Genomic DNA, 18,440 nt, shown 5'->3' with positions numbered 1-18,440 from the left:
ACCTTACAACACCCGTTGTTGATGGCTGACCTAATCAGCAATCTAAATTAGCTATACAAAAAAAGGCTGGCAAGTGCGAAATGACTTACCAGCCTTGTTTTTATTGACGCTCTTTGCGCGAGGTCACTATTTTGCGGTTACAACCTGCATTCCGGAGGGTTCATTCTGCAGTGCGAGACTGAGAACTTCCTCAATTCGCTTAACAGGATGGATCTGCAGATCGGCAATCACGTTGTCCGGAATCTCTTCCAGATCGCGTTTATTTTCGTACGGGATCAATACGGTTTTGATCCCACCGCGGTGTGCCGCCAGCAGTTTTTCTTTTAACCCGCCGATTGGCAGGACCTGACCGCGCAGCGTAATTTCACCGGTCATTGCCACATCGGCACGTACCGGGTTGCCCGTCAGACAGGAAACCAGAGCGGTACACATGGCAATACCCGCGCTTGGGCCATCTTTCGGCGTCGCCCCCTCAGGAACGTGAACGTGAATGTCGCGTTTTTCGTAGAAATCCGGGTTGATACCCAGTTTTTCCGCGCGCGCGCGCACCACGGTCAGCGCAGCCTGGATGGACTCCTGCATCACTTCACCCAGCGAGCCGGTGTAGGTCAGCTTGCCTTTGCCCGGCACACAGGCGGTTTCGATGGTCAGCAGATCGCCGCCCACTTCCGTCCATGCCAGACCGGTCACCTGACCCACGCGGTTTTCGTTATCCGCGCGGCCATAGTCGAAGCGCTGAACGCCCAGGTAGGCATGCAGATTGTCACCGTTAATCACGATGTGCTTCAGGCTCTTATCCAGCAGCAGCTGTTTTACCGCCTTACGGCACAGCTTAGATATTTCGCGCTCAAGGCTACGCACGCCCGCTTCACGGGTGTAGTAGCGAATGATGCCGATAATCGCGCTGTCCTCGACGGTCAGCTCGTTGGCTTTCAGCGCGTTACGCTCAATCTGCTTCGGCAGCAGGTGCTGTTTAGCAATGTTCAGCTTTTCGTCTTCGGTATAACCGGAGAGGCGGATCACTTCCATACGGTCCAGCAGCGGTGCCGGTATGTTCATGGAGTTGGAGGTCGCCACGAACATTACATCGCTGAGGTCGTAGTCCACTTCCAGATAGTGATCGCTGAACGCCACGTTCTGTTCTGGATCAAGCACTTCCAGCAGAGCAGACGCCGGGTCGCCGCGCATGTCCGACGACATTTTGTCGATCTCATCAAGCAGGAACAGCGGGTTTTTAACACCCACTTTCGCCATTTTCTGGATCAGTTTACCCGGCATAGAACCGATGTAGGTACGGCGGTGACCACGGATTTCCGCTTCATCACGCACGCCGCCCAGCGCCATACGGATGTACTTACGTCCGGTCGCTTTGGCGATGGACTGGCCCAGAGAGGTTTTACCCACCCCCGGCGGTCCGACCAGGCACAGAATTGGGCCTTTAATTTTGTTTACACGGCTCTGTACCGCGAGGTACTCAAGGATGCGGTCTTTCACGCGTTCCAGGCCGTAGTGGTCAGTATCGAGGATCTCCTGGGCCTGACGCAGGTCTTTCTTGACCTTGCTGCGGGCGTTCCACGGAACCTGCACCATCCACTCAATGTAGCCGCGCACGACGGTTGCTTCAGCCGACATCGGAGACATCATTTTCAGCTTCTGCAGTTCTGCTTCGGCTTTCTCTTTCGCCTCTTTCGGCATCTTCGCCGCGTCGATCTTACGCTTCAGCGCTTCGTTTTCGTCCGGTGCGTCGTCCATCTCGCCCAGCTCTTTCTGAATGGCCTTCATTTGCTCATTCAGATAGTACTCACGCTGAGATTTTTCCATCTGCTTTTTCACGCGGTTACGAATGCGCTTCTCAACCTGCAGCAGATCGATTTCAGACTCCATCATCGCCATCAGATATTCCAGACGTTCGTTAACGTCGGACATCTCCAGCACGGACTGTTTGTCAGCCAGCTTCAGCGGCATGTGTGCAGCGATGGTGTCCGCCAGACGCGCAGGATCGTCGATGCTGTTCAGCGACGTCAGCACTTCTGGTGGGATTTTCTTGTTCAGCTTGATATAGCCTTCGAACTGGCTAATCGCGGTACGTACCAGCACTTCCTGCTCGCGCTCATCAAGTTCAGGCGAATCAAGGTACTCTGCCTTGGCAGAGAAGTGTTCGCCATCGTCTGACAGCGTGGTAATACGCGCACGCTGCAGGCCTTCGACCAGCACCTTCACGGTGCCGTCCGGCAGCTTCAGCATTTGTAAAATAGAGGCCACGGTCCCGACGGTGAAAAGATCGTTTACACCCGGCTCATCCGTTGATGCTTCTTTCTGGGCCACCAGCATGATTTTTTTATCATGATCCATGGCGGCTTCGAGGCAACGGATAGATTTTTCCCGCCCTACAAATAAGGGTATGACCATGTGCGGATAAACCACCACATCGCGCAACGGCAATACGGGGATTTCAATGCGTTCAGAACGCTCAGGATTCATAGAGCTCTCTCTTAGTTTAGTGTCCGCCAGGTAAGCTGGTCATGTCACAGTGCTTCACATAACCATTAACATGTATCCAGTATATGGGGATGTTTCCCACACATTCAACGCTATGAATACGGAAAAAGTAAAGGGGAGATAAAATCCCCCCTTTTTGATTAACTGCTTGTATGATTTGGTGAATTATTCGCCAGATGCCTGCTGGGCTTCCGGTTTACCGTAGATCAGCAACGGCTTGGATTGGCCACCGATCACGGACTCGTCGATAACCACTTTTTCGACGTCTTCCATCGACGGCAGATCGTACATGGTGTCGAGCAATGCCGCTTCAACGATAGAGCGCAAACCACGCGCACCGGTTTTACGCGCCATCGCTTTCTTGGCAATCGCATCCAGCGCTTCGTCACGGAATTCCAGCTCAACGCCTTCCAGATTGAACAGCGCCTGATACTGCTTGGTCAGCGCATTTTTCGGCTCTTTCAGGATCTGAATCAGCGCGTCTTCGCTCAGCTCATTCAGCGTTGCCACAACCGGCAGACGGCCAATGAATTCAGGGATCAGACCAAATTTGATCAGATCTTCAGGCTCAACCTGCGAAAGCAGTTCACCTTCGTTGGCTTTCTCGGACTTCGCCTTCACCGTTGCGCCAAAACCGATGCCGGAGCCGGTTTCAACACGGTGGGAAATGACTTTATCCAGACCAGCAAACGCGCCGCCGCAAATGAACAGGATCTTGGAGGTATCAACCTGCAGGAACTCCTGCTGCGGATGTTTGCGTCCACCCTGCGGCGGAACGGCCGCAACCGTACCTTCGATCAGCTTCAGCAGGGCCTGCTGCACGCCTTCACCCGACACGTCACGGGTGATGGACGGGTTGTCTGATTTACGGGAGATCTTGTCGATCTCATCAATATAAACAATCCCGCGCTGTGCTTTCTGAACGTCGTAATCGCACTTCTGCAGCAGCTTCTGAATGATGTTCTCAACGTCTTCACCCACATAACCGGCTTCGGTCAGGGTGGTGGCATCGGCCATGGTAAACGGAACATCCAGCAGGCGCGCCAGGGTTTCCGCCAGCAGCGTTTTACCGGAGCCTGTTGGCCCGATCAGCAGAATGTTACTTTTGCCCAGTTCTACGCCATTGCTGGTGTCGCCGTTACGCAGACGTTTGTAGTGGTTGTATACCGCCACCGCCAGCACTTTCTTGGCCTGCTCCTGACCGATGACATAGTCGTCAAGGTGATGACGAATCTCATGCGGCGTTGGCAATGCGCTACGCTCACGGTGCGGCGCAACTTCTTTAATCTCTTCGCGAATGATGTCGTTACATAAATCGACGCATTCGTCGCAGATATACACGGACGGCCCGGCAATCAGTTTACGCACTTCATGCTGGCTTTTGCCGCAAAAAGAGCAGTACAGCAGTTTGCCCGAACCATCTTTGCGTTTATCTGTCATGAGTCCAAACCTCTTTTTAAGTTCTTTGTGCCGCACATGACGACGCAAATGCCATTCTAAGACGCGTGTGCTTTAAGCAGCGTGCCGCCCTACCTTAGTATAGCGGCACACTCGCGTCGCGGGCATCAATTACGATGGGTCAATACGGAGTCGACTAAGCCGTACTCAACTGCCTCTGGAGCAGAGAGGAAGCGATCGCGCTCGGTATCGCGCTCGATCTGCTCAAGAGATTGACCTGTATGCTGCGCCATAAGTTCATTCATGCGCGCTTTTACTTTCAGAATTTCGCGGGCGTGGATTTCGATATCCGTCGCCTGCCCCTGGTAACCCCCCAGCGGCTGGTGAATCATCACGCGGGAGTTAGGCAGGCAGAAACGCTTACCTTTCGCCCCTGCGGTTAACAGGAAGGCCCCCATGGATGCAGCCTGCCCCATACAGATAGTGCTGACATCTGGCTTGATGAACTGCATGGTGTCATAAATGGACATGCCCGCCGTAATCACACCGCCAGGCGAGTTGATGTACAGGTAAATGTCTTTTTCCGGGTTTTCCGCTTCCAGGAACAGCATCTGCGCCACGATCAGGTTAGCCATATGGTCTTCTACCTGGCCGGTCAGAAAGATAACGCGTTCCTTGAGCAGACGGGAATAGATATCGAAAGAACGCTCACCGCGTGAGGTCTGTTCAATAACCATTGGCACCAGCGCCATATGGGGTGCAAAGTTATCTCGTTCGCCACTGTATGACATTTCCGTCTCCTGGTTCAAAATTGAAAACACCTGCTGTACTGATTGTAACCTTATGGACGGATTATCAGCCAGTCTCAATCATCGTGATTACATACTTATGGGGTTCGCCACGCCCTATTTCAAGCATAACAACCTTTTGTTGTAACGCTAACACTGAAAGGGCGTTTTAGCACCCTTCCAGAACCCATGCAGCGATAAAAAAAACCCGTCGCCGGAAGGCAACGGGTTTTTTGTTCAAACTTTAAACCGTTAGAGCGAAATTACGCCTGCTGGTTCATCAGTTCGTTGAAAGAGGTCGCTTTTTCGGTCACTTTCGCTTTCGCCAGTACCGCTTCAACAGCCTGCTCTTCCAGTGCGACGTTGCGCATGTTGTCCATCAGCTCTTTGTTCTTACCGTAGAACTCGATCACTTCTGATGGATCTTCGTATGCAGACGCCATCTCTTCGATCAGGCCCTTCACACGCTCTTCGTCAGCTTTCAGCTCGTGGGTACGAATCACTTCGCCCAGCAGCAGGCCAACAACAACGCGGCGTTTCGCTTGCTCTTCGAACAGCTCGCGCGGCAGTTCCATCGCTTGCTGCTGGTTGCCACCGAAGCGCTGTGCAGCCTGACGGCGCAGCACGTCGATTTCGCTGTCGATCAGGGCAGCAGGAACGTCGATTTCGTTCGCTTTTACCAGACCTTCAATCGCCTGAGATTTCACGCGGTTACGCACAGCACCGTTCAGCTCGCGCTCCATGTTTTTACGCACTTCGGTACGCAGGCCAGCAACAGAACCATCTTCCACGCCGAAACGCTTGATGAACTCTTCAGTCAGTTCTGGCAGTTCGCGCTCTTCAACTTTCTTCAGGTTGATGACGAACTTCGCTGCTTTACCTTTCAGGTTTTCAGCGTGGTACTCTTCAGGGAAGGTCACGTCGATGGTGAACTCTTCGCCCGCTTTGTGGCCTTTGATGCCGTCTTCGAAGCCTGGGATCATACGACCCTGGCCCATTGCCAGTACGAAGTCAGACGCTTTGCCGCCTTCGAACTCTTCGCCGTCTACAGAACCGGTGAAGTCGATGGTTACGCGGTCTTCCGCGTCAACAGCGCCTTCTTTCTCTTTCCAGTTCGCCTGCTGCTTACGCAGGGTGTCCAGCATGCCGTCAACGTCTTCGTCGGTCACGGAAACGATCGGTTTTTCAACTTCGATAGATTCCAGGCCTTTCAGCTCAACTTCCGGGTACACTTCGAACTCTACGGAGTAGGTGAAGTCTTCGCCCAGTTTGTATTCGCCTGGCACGTAGTTTGGCGCGCCGGCTGGATTGATTTTTTCTTTGATGATCGCGTCGATAAAGTTGCGGCTCATCAGTTCACCCAGCACATCCTGACGCACGGAAGCGCCATAACGCTGAGCAACAACATTCATTGGTACTTTGCCCTTACGGAAGCCGTCAATACGTACTTTTTTTGCTACGTTGACCAGCTCGCTTTTCACAGCAGTTTCGATGCTGTCAGCAGCGATAGTAATCGTTACACGGCGGCCAAGGCCTTGAGTGGTTTCAACTGAAACTTGCATCTTGTTACCTCAAAAAAATCACAGTGCTCGGTCAACTCTGAATCTGTCTGTTATACCGGGATGCTCTCTTAGTGCAGATTCACATTCCCTGTCGCCAGAATCATCCCGAAGACATTCAATAAGACGCGGCATTATAGCGGCATCACTTAGGTGAGTCGAGAACGGTTGGAGCATGTTGCTGCGGCTTTTTTCACACTTTAAGGCTATTTTTAGCCTTAAAATCGCACCATCCGCTCAAAACTCAGACAAAACAAAACGGCCCGGAGGCCGTTTTGAGGAAATCTGTAAGCAACATACTGGAAAAGCTCCAGCCGTTGCAAATCCGATTTATCAGGCGATGGTGCCTGCACCGCGACAAGGCGGCGACGCAAAAACCGTATCCTGCAAGCCTTCCCATTCCTTAATGGTGTAGGTATGCAGTGCCAGCGCATGCACGGTCGTGGAGAGTTCTTCCGTCAAGGTGCTGTAGATCAGGCGATGTCGGTTCAGGAAACGTTCTCCCGTGAAGCGATCGCTAACCAGAACCACTTTAAAGTGGCTTTCAGAACCTGCCGGCACGTTATGACGATAGCTTTCGTCGACGACTTCGAGGAACACAGGGTTGAACGCTGCCCTTAATTTTTCTTCTATCTGTTCACGTATCATCATGAAATTACTCCTCCGACAACGCTAAGATGTCACCCATCCCTTTAAATGTTAGCCGCTTTTACCGTTTCCATTACACCTTGACAACAAATATTTAGCTTTCGTCTGATTTTCTCATTCAAATGGATGAAGTTCACTGTGAGACTCATACCTGTCGTCTCTCGCGGGAGGAGAAAAAGGATGAGCTGGTCAGTTTTCAGACAAGACGATGAATTTACATGCGTTGACCACTTCCCCTGGCCGTAGTCGATGATATGATGGCGGCAATTTTTCTCTCTTTAATGCTTACGATTCGTTGAGAACCTGAAAATGTTTAAAAAACTCTTCTTTCCGTTGGTAGCCCTTTTTATGCTGGCAGGCTGTGCGACTCCGCCTACCACTATTGATGTTTCACCAAAAATCACCCTGCCTCAGCAGGACCCAAGCCTGATGGGCGTCACTGTGAGCATTAACGGTGCCGATCAGCGTCAGGACCAGGCGCTGGCAAAAGTGACCCGCGACAACCAGCAGGTGACGCTGACCGCGTCCCGCGACCTGCGCTTCCTGCTGCAGGAAGTGCTTGAGAAGCAAATGACCGCTCGCGGCTACATGATTGGCCCAAGCGGCGCGGTTGATCTGCAGATTATCGTCAACAACCTGTACGCAGACGTCTCTCAGGGCAACGTGCGCTACAACATTGCGACCAAAGCGGATATCGCCATCATTGCCACCGCGAAGAACGGCAACAAGATGACCAAAAACTACCGCGCCAGCTACTCTGTTGAAGGCGCGTTCCAGGCCTCTAACAAGAATATTGCTAACGCCGTTAATAGCGTGCTGACGGACACCATCGCCGATATGGCGCAGGACACCAGCATTCACGACTTTATCAAGCAGAACGCACGTTAATCCTGCTCACTGACCCGGTGCTTCACCGGGTCAGTTCATAAGAACATGTCCAGTCACTACTTACGCATTTTCCAGCAACCGAAATCAGCGATTCTGCTGATCCTCGGCTTTGCCTCCGGTTTACCCCTCGCGCTCACCTCCGGCACGCTTCAGGCGTGGATGACGGTTGAGAACATCGATCTCAAAACCATTGGTTTCTTCTCGCTTGTCGGTCAGGCGTATGTCTTTAAGTTCCTGTGGTCGCCGGTGATGGATCGCTATACGCCGCCGTTTCTGGGGCGTCGTCGCGGCTGGTTAGTGATGACACAGGTCCTGCTGCTGCTGGCGATTGCGGCGATGGGCTTTCTTGAGCCGACCACACAGCTCCGCTGGATGGCCGCGCTTGCGGTGGTGATAGCCTTCTGTTCCGCCTCTCAGGATATCGTGTTCGACGCCTGGAAGACGGACGTGTTACCTGCGGAAGAGCGCGGTGCCGGTGCGGCGATCAGCGTGCTGGGCTATCGCCTCGGGATGCTGGTCTCCGGCGGGCTGGCGTTGTGGCTGGCCGACCGTTATCTCGGCTGGCAGGGTATGTACTGGCTGATGGCTGCCCTGCTCATCCCCTGCATTATCGCTACGCTATTTGCACCCGAACCGAGCGACGTCATTCCGGTTCCCCGCTCGCTGGAGCAGGCCGTGGCCGAACCGCTGCGTGACTTTTTTGGCCGCAACAATGCCTGGCTGATCCTGCTGCTCATCGTCCTTTATAAGCTGGGCGATGCCTTTGCCATGAGCCTGACCACCACCTTCCTGATCCGCGGCGTCGGTTTTGATGCCGGTGAAGTGGGAGTGGTGAATAAAACGCTGGGGCTGTTTGCGACCATCGTCGGTGCGCTTTATGGCGGCGTATTGATGCAGCGCCTGACGCTGTTCCGCGCGCTGCTGATCTTCGGCATCCTGCAGGGCGCATCTAACGCGGGCTACTGGCTGCTGTCGGTGACGGACAAGCATATGTTCAGCATGGCCGCGGCGGTGTTCTTTGAAAATCTCTGTGGCGGCATGGGGACGGCGGCATTTGTCGCCCTGCTGATGACCCTGTGCAATAAATCGTTTTCCGCCACGCAGTTTGCGCTGCTCTCGGCGCTCTCGGCCGTTGGGCGCGTGTACGTAGGTCCGATTGCTGGCTGGTTTGTAGAAGCCCACGGCTGGCCAACGTTTTATCTCTTCTCGGTCGCGGCTGCCGTGCCGGGGATTTTATTATTGCTGGTGTGTCGCCAGACGCTGGAATATACCCAGCGGACCGAACACTTTATGCCGCGTACTGAATATCACCGCGCCTACCGATTTGCGTTACGTCTGCTAATGGCGGGCTGCGGCGCGCTGGCGCTATGGCTTGTGGTACTTATCGTTAACGCCAGTACGTCTCTGGCGCTCCCCCTCGAAGCCCTTCTGCTGGACGCAGGAGCCCTGCTGGCCATCACCGGGATCCTGACGGGCGGTTTGCTCGATTTTATGGCATTGCGTAAAACGCAAATGACCTGAAGAAAAAGTGAAAGGTTATTTCCCGTTGTAATCACTAACCGAAATTATAACGGTGAAATAGCCAACAGCCGCTAAAAAAATATTTGTTGTTTTGTGCGGGATAGGATTTGGAAATTATTGGAGCCAATTCCAAAACGCTATTTTTCATTAAACGATTCAGCATTGGAAAGTTTGATTTTTCGTTTTTTAGATGTCTTTTTATTGATAATTAATTGTTAATTTTTTGTATATTTTTAACAATGGTTATACCAATTGCCCCTTTTAGGGTATGCTTGGGGGTCCTTTCGTTATAAAGCCCATATCATGCGGCTTCGGTCATAAAAACCGACATAATCTGCAACACTTGTGACATGTGCGGCAGAACCCGGTAACACCTTCCTGACACAGGCCTAATGATGTTTACAGTAATGTAACCTTCCCGTAAAATGCCCGCACACTTTAAACGCCACCAGACTCCCGTGGAATTGAGGTCGTTAAATGAGACTCAGGAAATACAATAAAAGTTTGGGATGGTTGTCATTATTCGCAGGTACTGTATTACTCAGTGGCTGTGATTCTGCACTACTAGACCCCAAAGGACAGATTGGACTGGAACAACGTTCACTGATATTGACGGCTTTTGGCCTGATGTTGATTGTGGTTATTCCTGCCATTTTGATGGCTGTTGGTTTCGCCTGGAAGTATCGTGCGAGCAATAAAGATGCGAAGTATAGCCCGAACTGGTCACACTCCAACAAAGTTGAAGCTGTGGTCTGGACGGTACCTATCCTGATCATCCTGTTCCTTGCCGTACTGACCTGGAAAACCACTCACGCACTTGAGCCAAGCAAGCCGCTGGTTCACGATGAAAAACCTATTACCATTGAAGTGGTCTCCATGGACTGGAAATGGTTCTTCATCTATCCAGAGCAGGGCATTGCTACCGTGAATGAAATCGCCTTCCCGGCGAACACTCCGGTTCAGTTCAAAGTGACCTCCAACTCCGTAATGAACTCCTTCTTCATCCCGCGTCTGGGTAGCCAGATTTACGCGATGGCCGGTATGCAGACGAACCTGCATCTGATCGCGAATGAAGCAGGCACCTACGATGGTATCTCCGCCAGCTATAGCGGCCCGGGCTTCTCAGGTATGAAGTTCAAAGCTATTGCGACGCCGGACCGTGCCGCTTTCGACCAGTGGGTTGAAAAAGCGAAGCAGTCTCCAAACACCATGTCTGACATGGCGGCGTTCGAAAAAGTGGCTGCACCTAGCGAATACAACAAGGTGGAGTACTTCTCTAACGTGAAACCAGATTTGTTCAAAGACGTTATTGGCAAATTTATGGATCACGGCAAGAGCATGGACATGACCCAGCCAGAAGGCGAGCACAGCGCGCACGAAGGTATGGAAGGCATGGACATGAGCCACGCGGAAACCGCTCACTAAGGGGCCGAGGAAGAAAATGTTCGGAAAATTGACACTGGATGCAGTGCCCTACCATGAACCGATTATCATGGTTACGGTGGCTGCAATTATCATTGGTGGCGCGGCCTTAGTTGGCCTGATCACTTACTTCGGTAAGTGGAGCTACCTGTGGAATGAGTGGCTGACTTCGGTTGACCACAAAAAACTCGGTATCATGTACTGCATCGTCGGTATCGTCATGTTAATTCGTGGCTTTGCGGATGCAATCATGATGCGTAGCCAGCAGGCACTCGCGTCTGCGGGCGAAGCCGGCTTCCTGCCACCGCACCACTACGATCAGATCTTTACCGCCCACGGCGTTATCATGATCTTCTTCGTGGCGATGCCGCTGGTAATCGGTCTGATGAACGTTGTCGTTCCGCTGCAAATTGGCGCGCGCGACGTAGCGTTCCCGTTCCTGAACAACCTGAGCTTCTGGTTCACGGTTGTCGGCGTTATCCTGGTTAACCTGTCACTGGGCGTGGGCGAATTTGCACAGACCGGCTGGCTGGCTTACCCACCGCTTTCGGGAATTGAGTACAGTCCGGGTGTAGGCGTTGACTACTGGATTTGGGCGCTTCAGCTCTCCGGTGTCGGTACTACCCTGACCGGTATCAACTTCTTCGTGACCATCCTGAAGATGCGTGCACCAGGTATGACGATGTTCAAGATGCCAGTATTTACCTGGGCATCTCTGTGCGCCAACGTACTGATTATCGCGTCGTTCCCAATTCTGACCGTCACCATCGCGCTGCTGACCCTGGACCGCTACCTGGGCACCCATTTCTTCACGAATGATATGGGTGGCAACATGATGATGTACATCAACCTGATTTGGGCCTGGGGTCACCCGGAAGTGTACATTCTGGTTCTGCCTGTTTTCGGTGTGTTCTCCGAAATCGCGGCAACCTTCTCGCGTAAGCGTCTGTTTGGTTACACCTCTCTGGTGTGGGCAACCGTGTGTATTACCGTTCTGTCGTTCATCGTTTGGCTGCACCACTTCTTTACCATGGGTGCGGGCGCGAACGTAAACGCCTTCTTCGGTATCACCACCATGATTATCGCCATCCCTACCGGGGTGAAGATCTTCAACTGGCTGTTCACCATGTACCAGGGCCGTATCGTGTTCCACTCAGCAATGCTGTGGACCATCGGCTTCATCGTGACCTTCTCCGTAGGTGGGATGACCGGCGTACTGCTGGCGGTGCCAGGTGCTGACTTCGTTCTGCACAACAGCCTGTTCCTGATTGCGCACTTCCATAACGTTATCATCGGCGGCGTGGTCTTCGGCTGCTTCGCAGGTGTGACTTACTGGTGGCCTAAGGCGTTTGGCTTCACGCTGAACGAAACCTGGGGTAAACGCGCGTTCTGGTTCTGGATCATTGGCTTCTTCGTGGCGTTTATGCCGCTGTACGTGCTGGGCTTCATGGGTATGACCCGTCGTCTGAGCCAGCAGATCGATCCACAGTTCCACCCAATGCTGATGGTTGCAGCGGGCGGTGCAGCGCTGATTGCCTGCGGTATTCTGTGCCAGCTGATTCAGTACTACGTGTCCATCCGCGACCGTAACCTGAACCGCGACCTGACCGGTGACCCTTGGGGTGGCCGTACGCTGGAGTGGGCAACCTCTTCTCCACCACCGTTCTATAACTTTGCCGTAGTGCCGCACATTCACGAGCGTGACGCATTCTGGGAAATGAAAGAAAAAGGTGAAGCGTACAAGCAACCTGAGCATTACGAAGAGATCCATATGCCGAAAAACAGCGCTGCGGGCATCGTGATTGCCGCTTTCGCAACGGTATTTGGTTTCGCAATGATCTGGCACATCTGGTGGATGGCGATTGTTGGCTTCGCTGGCATCGTAATCAGCTGGATTGTGAAGAGCTTTGACGAGGACGTGGACTACTACGTACCAGTCCGTGAAGTTGAAAAGCTGGAAAATCAGCATTTCGACGAGATTTCTAAAGCGGGGCTGAAAAATGGCAACTGATACTCTGGCGCACTCAACTGCCCACGCGCATGAACATGCGCACCATGATACAGGACCGACCAAAGTCTTCGGTTTCTGGATCTACCTGATGAGCGACTGCATTCTGTTCTGCTGTCTGTTCGCGACCTATGCCGTTCTGGTGAACGGCACAGCGGGCGGCCCGACCGGCAAGGACATTTTTGAACTGCCGTTCGTTCTGGTTGAAACCGCACTGCTGTTATTCAGCTCCATCACCTACGGCATGGCGGCTATCGCCATGTACAAAAACAACAAGAGCCAGGTTGTCTCCTGGCTGGCGTTGACCTGGCTGTTTGGTGCTGGCTTTATCGGGATGGAAATCTATGAATTCCACCACCTGATTATGGAAGGCTTCGGTCCGGATCGCAGTGGCTTCCTGTCCGCGTTCTTCGCGCTGGTGGGTACCCACGGTCTGCACGTGACCTCGGGTCTGATCTGGATGGCAGTACTGATGTTCCAGATCTCCCGCCGCGGCCTGACCAGCACTAACCGTACCCGTATCATGTGCCTGAGCCTGTTCTGGCACTTCCTGGACGTGGTATGGATCTGCGTGTTCTCTGTTGTCTATCTGATGGGGGCGATGTAATGAGTCATTCTAACGATCATGGCGCTTCCCACGGCAGCGTAAAAACCTACATGACAGGTTTCATCCTGTCGATCATCCTGACGGTGATCCCGTTCTGGATGGTGATGAGCGGTTCTGCGTCCAAGCCGGTTATCCTGGGAGCAATCCTGGTGACCGCGGTGATTCAGATTCTGGTGCATCTGGTTTGCTTCCTGCACATGAACACCAAGTCCGATGAAGGCTGGAATATGACTGCCTTTATCTTTACCGTGATTATCATCGCTATCCTGGTAGTCGGTTCCATCTGGATTATGTGGAACCTCAACTACAACATGATGGTTCACTAAGAGCGGCGAGTATGTTTAAGCAATACCTGCAAGTCACGAAACCAGGCATCATCTTTGGCAACCTGATCTCCGTAATCGGAGGGTTCCTGCTGGCCTCTAAAGGCAGCATTGATTACACCCTCTTTATTTACACGCTGGTCGGTGTGTCACTGGTGGTTGCGTCCGGTTGTGTATTTAACAACTACATCGACATGGATATCGACAAGAAGATGGAAAGGACCAAGAATCGGGTGCTGGTTAAAGGCCTGATTGCCCCTTCCGTCTCGCTGGTGTACGCCACCTTGCTGGGTATTGCTGGCTTTATGCTGCTGTGGTTTGGTGCTAACCCGCTGGCCTGCTGGCTGGGGGTGATGGGGTTCGTGGTGTATGTAGGCGTCTACAGCCTGTATATGAAGCGTCACTCCGTCTACGGCACGCTGATTGGTTCTCTCTCCGGCGCTGCGCCGCCGGTGATTGGCTACTGCGCTGTCACGAACGAGTTCGACAGCGGTGCGCTCATCCTGCTGGCTATCTTTAGCCTGTGGCAGATGCCGCACTCCTATGCCATCGCGATTTTCCGCTTCAAGGATTATCAGGCAGCGAATATTCCGGTTCTGCCGGTCGTGAAGGGCATTTCAGTTGCCAAGAACCACATCACGCTCTACATCATCGCTTTTGCCGTGGCAACGCTGATGCTTTCTCTGGGCGGTTACGCCGGATATAAATATCTGGTGGTAGCAGCCGCGGTGAGCGTCTGGTGGCTCGGCATGGCCCTGCGCGGCTACAAGGTGGAAGATGACAAAGTCTGGGCACGCAAGCTGTTTGTGTTCTCGATTGTCGCCATCACCTCCCTGTCCGTGATGATGTCCGTAGACTTCATGGTGCCGGACTCGCAAAACCTGCTGACTTACGTCTGGTAAGTTTATGTGATGATGAAAAGGGTGCTTCGGCACCCTTTTTTATTCACGAAATCTATTAATTACGCATGTAATATTTGTTAAATAAGCCTTTATTTACCCCGCCCCTTCCCCGCACTACACTATGGCCTGCTTTTGAACTGAGGTGGTAATGAACGATTATAAAATGACGCCGGGCGAGCTGCGTGCGACCTGGGGTTTAGGGACTGTTTTCTCGCTGCGGATGCTTGGCATGTTTATGGTCCTGCCCGTTCTGACCACGTACGGCATGGCGTTACAGGGTGCCAGCGAAGCGCTGATTGGTCTGGCGATCGGTATCTACGGCCTGGCGCAGGCAATTTTTCAGATCCCCTTTGGCCTGCTCTCTGATCGGGTGGGCCGCAAGCCGCTGATTGTCGGCGGGCTGCTGGTCTTTGTGCTCGGGAGCGTTATTGCCGCCCTCTCCCACTCCATCTGGGGCATTATTTTGGGCCGCGCCCTGCAGGGCTCCGGTGCGATTGCCGCCGCGGTGATGGCGCTGCTGTCAGATTTAACCCGCGAGCAAAACCGCACCAAAGCGATGGCGTTCATCGGCGTGAGCTTTGGCGTAACGTTTGCGATTGCGATGGTGCTCGGTCCCATCATTACGCACAAACTGGGTCTGCACGCCCTGTTCTGGATGATTGCGGTGCTGGCGACTATCGGGATCGCACTCACCCTGTGGGTTGTGCCAGACAGTAAAAATCACGTCCTTAACCGTGAATCCGGGATGGTTAAAGGCTGCTTTAGCAAAGTCATCGCCGAGCCGCGTCTGCTAAAGCTTAACTTCGGCATTATGTGCCTGCATATTCTGCTGATGTCCACCTTTGTCGCCCTGCCCGGTCAGCTTGCCGCAGCAGGTTTCCCGGCGGCCGAGCACTGGAAAATTTATCTGGTCACGATGCTGATTTCGTTTGTCTCTGTCGTGCCGTTCATCATCTACGCCGAAGTGAAGCGCAAAATGAAACGCGTCTTCGTGGGCTGCGTGGCGTTACTGCTGATTGCCGAGATTGTGCTCTGGGGCGCTGGCCCGCACTTCTGGGAGCTGATCGCAGGCGTGCAGCTGTTCTTCCTGGCGTTTAATCTGATGGAAGCGCTGCTGCCGTCACTGATCAGCAAAGAGTCCCCCGCCGGTTACAAAGGCACGGCAATGGGCATTTACTCCACCAGCCAGTTCCTCGGCGTGGCGATCGGCGGCTCGCTTGGCGGCTGGGTCGACGGCCTGTTTGATTCACAAACCGTGTTTCTCGCGGGCGCGCTGCTGGCAACAGTCTGGCTGCTGGTCGCCAGCACCATGAAAGAGCCACGTTACGTGAGCAGCCTGCGGGTAGAAATCCCGGATGACGTGGAGATTAGCGACGCGCTGAAGCAGCGTCTGGAAGGAAAAGAAGGGGTCACAGAGGTGCTGATTGTTCCCGAAGAGCGCAGCGCTTATGTCAAAATTGACAGCAAAGTGACGAACCGCTTTGAGGTGGAGCAGGCGCTGAAGGCCTGAAAAAAAGCCCGGTTGAACCGGGCTTTTTTGTCTTAATCACGGAAGTTTTTAAACTGGAACGGCTGTCCCAAATCCCCGCCGCGCACCAGCGCCATCACGGACTGGAGGTCATCGCGAGATTTACCGGTCACGCGAATTTCTTCGCCCTGGATCTGCGCCTGCACCTTCAGCTTGCTGTCTTTAATAAGCTTCACGATCTTCTTCTGCACCGCGCTCTCGATGCCCTGCTTCAGTTTGGCTTCTACAAACCAGTTCTTACCGCTGTGGACAAACTCGTCCGGCACGTCCAGAGACGTTCCTTCGATGCCACGTTTTAACAGCTTGGCGCGCAGAATGTCGAGCAGCTGATTCACCTGGAAATCAGACTCGCTCAGCACCTTAATGGTCTTATTTGCGTCGTTCAGCTCAAACGACGCCTCAACGCCACGAAAATCGAAACGTGACTCAACTTCGCGGGTTGCGTTCTCAACGCCGTTGCGAACTTCCTGGATATCAACTTCGGAAACAATATCGAAAGATGGCATCTTTTCTTCTCCCTTCACTTTTGTTGCGTTGCATAATACCCGCTACGAGGCATAACTCAACACAAGCTTAGCTGTATAATTAAGCTGTAACACCTGGCGCAGTTGCAGGTGAGGAGGAACAATGAAAATTACGGTGCTCGGATGCGGAGCGCTCGGCCAGCTGTGGCTGACCGCGCTGTGCAAGCACGGACATGAGGTTCAGGGCTGGCTGCGCGTGCCCCAGCCCTATTGCAGTGTCAACCTGATTGGTGAAGACGGAAGCATTTTTAACGAATCCCTCACCGCAAACGATCCTGATTTCCTGGCGCAAAGCGACCTGTTGCTGGTGACGCTCAAGGCGTGGCAGGTCTCAGATGCGGTTAAGACTCTGGCCGCGCAGCTCCCCCCCACGTCCCCCATTCTGCTGCTGCATAACGGTATGGGAACCCTTGATGAGCTGAAAAGCGTCCCGCAGCCTCTGCTAATGGCGACCACCACCCACGCTGCGCGTCGCGACGGGACTATTATCGTGCATGTCGCCAGCGGCGTGACGCACATCGGCCCGGCCAGAACACAGGATGGCGACTACAGCTATCTGGCCGATGTTCTGCAAAAGGTCTTGCCGGACGTCGCCTGGCACAACAACATCCGCCCTCAGCTGTGGCGCAAGCTGGCCGTAAACTGCGTGATCAATCCGCTGACGGCGCTGTGGAACTGCCCGAACGGGGAGCTGAAAAACCATCCGCAGGAGGTGGCGTCCCTGTGTGCAGAAGTCGCGTCGGTCATTGAGCGAGAAGGCCTGCACACCTCAGCAGAGGATTTACGCTGTTATGTCGAGCAGGTTATTGAGAGTACGGCTGAGAACATCTCCTCGATGCTGCAGGACGTTCGGGCATTACGCCATACGGAGATAGATTACATTACCGGCTATCTGCTAAAGCGCGCCCGCTCGCACGGCATCGCCGTGCCGGAAAACGCCCGTCTGTATGACCTGGTTAAACGTAAGGAGAGTGAATATGAGCGCGTCGGCACTGATTTGCCTCGCTCCTGGTAGCGAAGAGATGGAAGCGGTCACCACCATTGATTTACTGGTACGTGGCGGCATTAAGGTAACAACCGCCAGCGTAGCCAGCGACGGCAATCTGGCAATCACCTGTTCACGAGGGGTGAAAATACTGGCAGACGCACCGCTTGTCCAGGTTGCTGACGGCGACTACGACATCATCGTCCTGCCCGGCGGCTTAAAAGGCGCGGAATGTTTCCGCGACAGCCCGCTGCTGGTTGAAACCGTGCGTCAGTTTCATCTGTCGGGTCGTATCGTCGCGGCAATCTGTGCCGCCGCTGGAACAGTTCTGATTCCGCACGACATCTTCCCCATCGGCAATATGACCGGCTTCCCGGGGCTTAAGGATACGATCCCGGAGGAGCATTGGGTGGATAAACGCGTTGTCTGGGATCCGCGCGTCAACCTGCTGACCAGCCAGGGACCCGGCACCGCGATTGATTTTGGCTTAAAGATTATTGATCTGCTGGTCGGGCGGGAGAAGGCCTACGAAGTGGCGTCGTCGCTGGTGATGCCGGCGGGGATTTATAATTACTATGAAGAGTAGTGCATAAAAAAAGCCGGGTGGCGCGAGGTAAAAGCAAAACGGCAACCTTTGGTTGCGCCCTCTCCCTGTGGGCGGAGGGATCCCCACAAAATAATACCTGCACGGACAACCCCCTCTCCCTTGAGGGTGTACAGTCCGGGGACATGGTAGACAGGTGTTCGGGGACATGGTGAACACTTTTTAACATCCTTTACCCATGGTGATCGACTTTTTCTTCAGGTCGATCACCCCCACTTTCGTGCTGTACCACCACA

Annotated in this window: 16 protein-coding genes; 10 read left to right on the top strand and 6 right to left on the bottom strand. The window is 53.5% G+C overall.

Annotation, left to right across the window (positions count from 1 at the left end; genetic code table 11):
* Positions 1-126: 126 nt before the first annotated feature.
* The 5 genes from lon to bolA all read right to left on the bottom strand — a co-directional run bounded on the left by lon (position 127) and on the right by bolA (position 6,895).
* Positions 127-2,481 (bottom strand): endopeptidase La, encoded by a 2,355-nt coding sequence (gene lon / locus APT89_RS17725; RefSeq protein ID WP_023334706.1) that lies wholly within the window; start codon positions 2,479-2,481, stop codon positions 127-129.
* Positions 2,482-2,664: 183 nt separating this feature from the next.
* Complete coding sequence (gene clpX, locus APT89_RS17720) at positions 2,665-3,939, bottom strand: ATP-dependent protease ATP-binding subunit ClpX (RefSeq protein WP_028012161.1); 1,275 nt, start codon at positions 3,937-3,939, stop codon at positions 2,665-2,667.
* A 125-nt stretch (positions 3,940-4,064) separates the two neighbouring features.
* A complete protein-coding gene (gene clpP, locus APT89_RS17715) occupies positions 4,065-4,688 on the bottom strand; it encodes an ATP-dependent Clp endopeptidase proteolytic subunit ClpP (protein WP_014069126.1) in 624 nt (207 codons plus the stop codon).
* A gap of 260 nt (positions 4,689-4,948) precedes the next feature.
* A complete protein-coding gene (tig, locus tag APT89_RS17710; RefSeq protein WP_008503318.1) occupies positions 4,949-6,247 on the bottom strand; it encodes a trigger factor in 1,299 nt (432 codons plus the stop codon).
* Positions 6,248-6,577: 330 nt separating this feature from the next.
* Positions 6,578-6,895, bottom strand: coding sequence for a transcriptional regulator BolA (gene bolA / locus APT89_RS17705; RefSeq protein WP_003859051.1), 318 nt, complete (start codon positions 6,893-6,895; stop codon positions 6,578-6,580).
* Positions 6,896-7,201: 306 nt separating this feature from the next.
* On the opposite strand from bolA, the gene APT89_RS17700 reads away from it, so the two are divergent.
* The 8 genes from APT89_RS17700 (at position 7,202) to APT89_RS17665 (ending at position 16,073) form a co-directional block, all read left to right on the top strand.
* Positions 7,202-7,780 (top strand): lipoprotein, encoded by a 579-nt coding sequence (locus APT89_RS17700; RefSeq protein ID WP_028012160.1) that lies wholly within the window; start codon positions 7,202-7,204, stop codon positions 7,778-7,780.
* Between the two features lie 45 nt (positions 7,781-7,825).
* Complete coding sequence (ampG, locus tag APT89_RS17695) at positions 7,826-9,301, top strand: muropeptide MFS transporter AmpG (RefSeq protein ID WP_047363949.1); 1,476 nt, start codon at positions 7,826-7,828, stop codon at positions 9,299-9,301.
* Between the two features lie 477 nt (positions 9,302-9,778).
* Positions 9,779-10,726, top strand: a complete 948-nt coding sequence (gene cyoA, locus APT89_RS17690; RefSeq protein WP_008503322.1) for a cytochrome o ubiquinol oxidase subunit II — start codon at positions 9,779-9,781, stop codon at positions 10,724-10,726.
* 16 nt (positions 10,727-10,742) lie between these two features.
* The gene (cyoB, locus tag APT89_RS17685) at positions 10,743-12,734 is read left to right on the top strand and encodes a cytochrome o ubiquinol oxidase subunit I (RefSeq protein ID WP_028012157.1); all 1,992 of its coding nucleotides are present in this window, start codon (positions 10,743-10,745) and stop codon (positions 12,732-12,734) included.
* Positions 12,724-13,338: a cytochrome o ubiquinol oxidase subunit III gene (locus APT89_RS17680; RefSeq protein ID WP_003859057.1), complete on the top strand. Its 615-nt coding sequence runs from the start codon at positions 12,724-12,726 to the stop codon at positions 13,336-13,338. The genes cyoB and APT89_RS17680 overlap by 11 nt, the downstream gene beginning before the upstream one ends.
* Positions 13,338-13,664 carry a cytochrome o ubiquinol oxidase subunit IV gene (locus tag APT89_RS17675; RefSeq protein WP_006176899.1) on the top strand — a complete coding sequence of 109 codons (327 nt, stop codon included), beginning with the start codon at positions 13,338-13,340 and terminating at the stop codon, positions 13,662-13,664. The genes APT89_RS17680 and APT89_RS17675 overlap by 1 nt, the downstream gene beginning before the upstream one ends.
* A gap of 11 nt (positions 13,665-13,675) precedes the next feature.
* The gene (gene cyoE, locus APT89_RS17670; protein ID WP_003859062.1) at positions 13,676-14,563 is read left to right on the top strand and encodes a heme o synthase; all 888 of its coding nucleotides are present in this window, start codon (positions 13,676-13,678) and stop codon (positions 14,561-14,563) included.
* Between the two features lie 148 nt (positions 14,564-14,711).
* Complete coding sequence (locus APT89_RS17665; protein ID WP_028012156.1) at positions 14,712-16,073, top strand: MFS transporter; 1,362 nt, start codon at positions 14,712-14,714, stop codon at positions 16,071-16,073.
* Between the two features lie 32 nt (positions 16,074-16,105).
* On the opposite strand, the gene APT89_RS17660 is transcribed toward APT89_RS17665, so the two are convergent.
* Positions 16,106-16,597: a YajQ family cyclic di-GMP-binding protein gene (locus APT89_RS17660; RefSeq protein WP_023293165.1), complete on the bottom strand. Its 492-nt coding sequence runs from the start codon at positions 16,595-16,597 to the stop codon at positions 16,106-16,108.
* Between the two features lie 121 nt (positions 16,598-16,718).
* Here APT89_RS17660 and panE point away from each other — a divergent pair, with 121 nt between their 5' ends.
* Both panE and yajL read left to right on the top strand, forming a co-directional pair.
* Positions 16,719-17,630: a 2-dehydropantoate 2-reductase gene (gene panE, locus APT89_RS17655; RefSeq protein WP_041911083.1), complete on the top strand. Its 912-nt coding sequence runs from the start codon at positions 16,719-16,721 to the stop codon at positions 17,628-17,630.
* Positions 17,593-18,186 carry a protein deglycase YajL gene (yajL, locus tag APT89_RS17650; protein WP_045259897.1) on the top strand — a complete coding sequence of 198 codons (594 nt, stop codon included), beginning with the start codon at positions 17,593-17,595 and terminating at the stop codon, positions 18,184-18,186. Before panE ends, yajL begins: the two co-directional genes overlap by 38 nt.
* The last annotated feature ends 254 nt before the right edge of the window (positions 18,187-18,440 follow it).

The organism is Enterobacter sp. 50588862, assembly GCF_001462935.1.
GTDB classification, from domain to species: Bacteria; Pseudomonadota; Gammaproteobacteria; order Enterobacterales; family Enterobacteriaceae; genus Enterobacter; species Enterobacter bugandensis.
This window is presented reverse-complemented; position numbering and strand designations above follow the sequence as displayed.

Excerpts from the sequence above, each read along its gene's own strand:
- lon (WP_023334706.1), bottom strand. The coding sequence starts at position 2,481 with ATGAATCCTGAGCGTTCTGAACGCATTGAAATCCCCGTATTGCCGTTG.
- clpX (WP_028012161.1), bottom strand. The coding sequence starts at position 3,939 with ATGACAGATAAACGCAAAGATGGTTCGGGCAAACTGCTGTACTGCTCT.
- clpP (WP_014069126.1), bottom strand. The coding sequence starts at position 4,688 with ATGTCATACAGTGGCGAACGAGATAACTTTGCACCCCATATGGCGCTG.
- tig (WP_008503318.1), bottom strand. The coding sequence starts at position 6,247 with ATGCAAGTTTCAGTTGAAACCACTCAAGGCCTTGGCCGCCGTGTAACG.
- bolA (WP_003859051.1), bottom strand. The coding sequence starts at position 6,895 with ATGATGATACGTGAACAGATAGAAGAAAAATTAAGGGCAGCGTTCAAC.
- APT89_RS17700 (WP_028012160.1), top strand. The coding sequence starts at position 7,202 with ATGTTTAAAAAACTCTTCTTTCCGTTGGTAGCCCTTTTTATGCTGGCA.
- ampG (WP_047363949.1), top strand. The coding sequence starts at position 7,826 with ATGTCCAGTCACTACTTACGCATTTTCCAGCAACCGAAATCAGCGATT.
- cyoA (WP_008503322.1), top strand. The coding sequence starts at position 9,779 with ATGAGACTCAGGAAATACAATAAAAGTTTGGGATGGTTGTCATTATTC.
- cyoB (WP_028012157.1), top strand. The coding sequence starts at position 10,743 with ATGTTCGGAAAATTGACACTGGATGCAGTGCCCTACCATGAACCGATT.
- APT89_RS17680 (WP_003859057.1), top strand. The coding sequence starts at position 12,724 with ATGGCAACTGATACTCTGGCGCACTCAACTGCCCACGCGCATGAACAT.
- APT89_RS17675 (WP_006176899.1), top strand. The coding sequence starts at position 13,338 with ATGAGTCATTCTAACGATCATGGCGCTTCCCACGGCAGCGTAAAAACC.
- cyoE (WP_003859062.1), top strand. The coding sequence starts at position 13,676 with ATGTTTAAGCAATACCTGCAAGTCACGAAACCAGGCATCATCTTTGGC.
- APT89_RS17665 (WP_028012156.1), top strand. The coding sequence starts at position 14,712 with ATGAACGATTATAAAATGACGCCGGGCGAGCTGCGTGCGACCTGGGGT.
- APT89_RS17660 (WP_023293165.1), bottom strand. The coding sequence starts at position 16,597 with ATGCCATCTTTCGATATTGTTTCCGAAGTTGATATCCAGGAAGTTCGC.
- panE (WP_041911083.1), top strand. The coding sequence starts at position 16,719 with ATGAAAATTACGGTGCTCGGATGCGGAGCGCTCGGCCAGCTGTGGCTG.
- yajL (WP_045259897.1), top strand. The coding sequence starts at position 17,593 with ATGAGCGCGTCGGCACTGATTTGCCTCGCTCCTGGTAGCGAAGAGATG.